This window comes from Bacillus thermozeamaize, from assembly GCA_002159075.1.
Classification (GTDB): domain Bacteria; phylum Bacillota; class Bacilli; order ZCTH02-B2; family ZCTH02-B2; genus Bacillus_BB; species Bacillus_BB thermozeamaize.
In genome coordinates this window covers 1-3,665 of sequence record LZRT01000127.1, presented here as the reverse complement: position 1 = coordinate 3,665, position 3,665 = coordinate 1, and the positions used below count along the sequence as shown (strand labels likewise).

The following is a 3,665-nucleotide window of genomic DNA, read 5'->3' as shown; positions in this document are numbered from 1 at the left end:
GCGCAGCACGGTGATCAATCCCGGCATTGACCCCTCCATATTCAAACCGAGCCCGTACCTCAACCAGTTTCGTGGTAAGCTGACGAAGACCATCCTGTACATCGCCCGCGATCCGGGTGCAGGGTACGCATTGAAGGGATTTTACGATTTCATGCTGGCCATGCAGATCGTTCGCAGCAGATACAATGGAAATCTGATCGTCCACATGATCTGTCCCGAAAAGGAGTTGAAACTGCCGGGTATTGCCTGCCGCACGTTCCGTCCCAACAGTGACCTGGAGATGGCCGAGTTATACCGTTCGGCCGACTTGTTTGTCTCCTCCTCCTGGTTTGAGGGCTATGCGCTCCCCCCGCTGGAAGCGATGGCCTGCGGCACACCGGTGGTCACCACCAACTCCGGAGGGATATCCGATTTTTGCACCCATATGGAAAGCGCCTATATCACGCCGCCACGCAATCCGCATGCACTGGCGGAAGGCATCCTCACTGTTCTGAATAACGAAGCTCTTTATCACCGGCTGTTGGCGGGAGGTTTGCGGACCGCCAGGATGTTTACCAAGGACCGGTTTGAACAACAAATCGTCAATACGCTCGAGCAAATCTACCAGCAACGAAAGCGGTAATGCTGCCTTTTTCTGCCCGTTTTCCTCATCATTGGGGAACACGTACAACCACCTGCTGATTCCCTTTCATATCGTTGTAGTAGTTATCGCGGTGCGGCCGCCCCTCGGAATCACGAGAGGGGTGGTCGGGCAGGTTTTCGTGCTTCCTAACAAACAGGCGGTGAAAAGCGATGAATCAACCCAAGGTGTCCATCGTCATCCCTTTCTACAACTGTCCCTACGTCGATCAGGCCATTGAAAGCGCGCTTCAGCAGACGTATCCTCACGTCGAGGTCATCGTGGTCAACGACGGTTCCACCCGACACAGCGAAAAGATCCTGCCGTACATGCACCGGATCCGCTACATGAAAAAGGGTAACGGCGGCACGGCGACAGCCCTGAACATGGGCATTCGGTACGCCACCGGCCAGTATTTCGCCTGGCTGAGTTCAGACGACGTGTTTGACCGAGACAAAATCGCCAAGCAAATGGCCTTCATGCAGAGCAGAAATGCCTTGGCCTGCTATACCTCATACCGGCTGATCGACGCGCAAAACCGCATCCTCGGCCAGTATCCGTCCGTTTGGGTAGCAGATCGGATCCTTTTTTTCGAGCGGATGAAACACCACTGTTTGATCAACGGTGGTACAGTCATGCTGCACATGGACATTTTTCAGCAGGTGGGACTGTTTGACGAAGGATTCCGCTATGCTCATGACTACGAATTCTGGCTGCGCGTCCTCTTGAAGCACCACTTCCTCTATCTCCAGGAACCGCTGCTCTCCTACCGCGTCCACGACCAGATGGGAACGAACAAGTACTCTAGACAGGTAATCGCCGAAGCGGCGCTTGTACAGCAAAAATACAAGCATATCACCATCCGGGGATAACGGCCTAGTCCGATGGAACACCTACCATCCAGAAAGGATGCGTTTTTCCTTACGAGAGCGCCCCGCCTCTCTCAACCAGCTGAAGGACGGCTTCCCGGTGCCGTTCCTGGACGAGCAGTGCTTCTTTTTGGACGGCCTCAGCGTATTTTTTCGTGCCCATGTGCTGGTGCACCCGGTACATCAACAGCGGTTCATCCAGGTAGGCCAGTTCGTAGTGCGGTAGCATGCGCAGCCACATGTCGTAGTCGTGCGCGTAACGGAGGGTTTCGTCGAACAAGCCCACCCGTTGAAAGACGTTCATGTGAGTCAGGACCGACGAACCATTGATAAAACAGACGTTCAGGAGAGTGCGCATCATGTCGAGCCGGGTACAGACGCCGCGAGATTCATCCAAAGTACATCTTCGTCTCGATGGCCGCAGCGGCTCCGGCCACTGCCAACACGAGTAATACGGGGAATGCAGCCGGCACCAAATGGTGCAACACGACGACGGCTGCTGAAGACCAGATACCAACACACCAGTGGCAACTGAGGAGCATGCCCATCCAGCGTCGCAGGCCATTTCCTTTGAAATGAACGTGCCGCACCACCTGGCCGGAAGCGTCATCTTCGTACGCAACCGTGAAAAACGGGTCACGCAAAAACGATGTAATTTCGTCGTAGACTATCAGATGGGTCAACCGAAAGCTGGCCAACACCAGTATCACCAGCTCGATCCACGTCAGATCAAACATCAGCTTCCACTTCCTTATTTAAGATTTGTTTACGCTACTTCGGGTGGTGGTTTTTCGCGCTGGATCAGCACGACACCGCGATCCGATTGTTGGAGGCAAATTGCACATCCTGTTCGCGGAAAAAGACGAATCCTTCGATCGTCACGCTGTTGCCGGATTCCGGCGTCATCACGGTAATCTGGAAGTTTTGAAAAGGATGGACTTCTTTCGGTGCGATACGCACCGGCTGAATCGGAGCCATCCAGTACTCCCCCCGCTCCATTGCCTGCTCAAACCAATCTTCCTCCAAAAACCTCCAGCCCTTGACTCCAGCAGAACTTTGCACTCCGAGCGTCTCCACCAAGTTGGCCGGCAAAATCTGTCCGCCCAGTTTGACGCTGCCAGGGGGATCAACACGCAAGCAAACAACCGGATTGATCAATGCTTCGGTACCTGTGTTTTTGACATATAGGTTTCCGAAGATCAAAAACGGCTTGCCCTCGATGTCGGAGCGAAGCACGGTGTAATCAAAAAATACCTCTGCAGCCAACTCCCGCCGTTCCGGCAACCGGCTCGCTTCTTTGTCGACCGGCGTCTCCCCTAAACCGGGGTTCCCTCGTGTCTTCCTCTCCTCCGCCGCGGAAATCAGTGGTTCTGTAGCCATCATCCGCGAAACAGCAGGAGTCAGACAGGAGAGTGGCGAGATTTGTTGTTTCGTCAGCAAGTAGCGGAGGATGCCGGAAGCGAAAAAGAAGGCAATCCGTTCCACCCACTCCTTCCAGGCCGTTTGCACCAAGCTGGTCGGCAGCTGACAGCGAACCTCGACCAATGGCTGGAGCGTCTGGGACTCGTAACGCAATTCGGATGCACATGGAATACTCGCGCTCTTCAACTCTGTCTCCAGACAGCGTATCAATGCTTCATTGCGCCGGCTTTCGTCCTGAAAGATGGTCATTCGGGGTTGAACCCCGACGTCCGCCTTTTCGACGGTAAATTGCACGTATAGATCCTGCTGTTCAGGAAAGCCCAGCCGGTTCGGCGACAACACGACGCTCACCCCGGCGTCGGTGAGAAATCGTTCTGTGAGCGCCAAAACGTCCCGTTCATGTGAATGGAAATCGGTTGCGGCGGAAACCCCTCGGCTGCCGTACGCCAGCACGCAGACTTTTCCCTTCAGCCCAGGAGCAAGAAAAATCCTCTTTTGTTTCGGCTCCCACTGGAAGCTAAACCCGCTTTCTTGACAAAACAGACGAAAGGAAGGCAGAGATGCGAAAGGGATCATCCCACACGCTTGACCTGCGTAATAAACCGCAACATCATCCATCCCATTTCCCCGCTCTTTATCCTTCATGCCGAATTCCCCTTCCCCTCTTTGATTCACCGGACTGATCCGTGTTCATTGTATGTACGCCCATGAAAATGAGTGCCGCGATGTGCAGAGCCTGTGGCAAACGGTACCTG

5 protein-coding genes are annotated in these 3,665 nt (G+C 54.3%); 2 read left to right on the top strand and 3 right to left on the bottom strand.

Features of this window, described 5'->3' with window-relative positions:
* Nucleotides 1-10 precede the first annotated feature (10 nt).
* Both BAA01_03095 and BAA01_03090 read left to right on the top strand, forming a co-directional pair.
* Complete coding sequence (locus BAA01_03095; protein ID OUM84480.1) at nucleotides 11-622, top strand: hypothetical protein; 612 nt, start codon at nucleotides 11-13, stop codon at nucleotides 620-622.
* Nucleotides 623-792: 170 nt separating this feature from the next.
* Nucleotides 793-1,491, top strand: coding sequence for a hypothetical protein (locus BAA01_03090; protein ID OUM84479.1), 699 nt, complete (start codon nucleotides 793-795; stop codon nucleotides 1,489-1,491).
* 49 nt (nucleotides 1,492-1,540) lie between these two features.
* On the opposite strand, the gene BAA01_03085 is transcribed toward BAA01_03090, so the two are convergent.
* The 3 genes from BAA01_03085 to BAA01_03075 form a co-directional block, all read right to left on the bottom strand.
* Nucleotides 1,541-1,885, bottom strand: a complete 345-nt coding sequence (locus tag BAA01_03085) for a hypothetical protein (protein ID OUM84478.1) — start codon at nucleotides 1,883-1,885, stop codon at nucleotides 1,541-1,543.
* Nucleotides 1,878-2,225 carry a sporulation protein gene (locus BAA01_03080; GenBank protein OUM84477.1) on the bottom strand — a complete coding sequence of 116 codons (348 nt, stop codon included), beginning with the start codon at nucleotides 2,223-2,225 and terminating at the stop codon, nucleotides 1,878-1,880. Before BAA01_03080 ends, BAA01_03085 begins: the two co-directional genes overlap by 8 nt.
* A 64-nt stretch (nucleotides 2,226-2,289) precedes the next feature.
* Nucleotides 2,290-3,528 (bottom strand): hypothetical protein, encoded by a 1,239-nt coding sequence (locus BAA01_03075; protein OUM84481.1) that lies wholly within the window; start codon nucleotides 3,526-3,528, stop codon nucleotides 2,290-2,292.
* Between the last annotated feature and the right edge of the window lie 137 nt (nucleotides 3,529-3,665).

Bases quoted from the DNA above. Each gene is read 5' to 3' on its own strand.
- BAA01_03090 (OUM84479.1), top strand. From the start codon at position 793: ATGAATCAACCCAAGGTGTCCATCGTCATCCCTTTCTACAACTGTCCC.
- BAA01_03080 (OUM84477.1), bottom strand. From the start codon at position 2,225: ATGTTTGATCTGACGTGGATCGAGCTGGTGATACTGGTGTTGGCCAGC.
- BAA01_03075 (OUM84481.1), bottom strand. From the start codon at position 3,528: ATGGATGATGTTGCGGTTTATTACGCAGGTCAAGCGTGTGGGATGATC.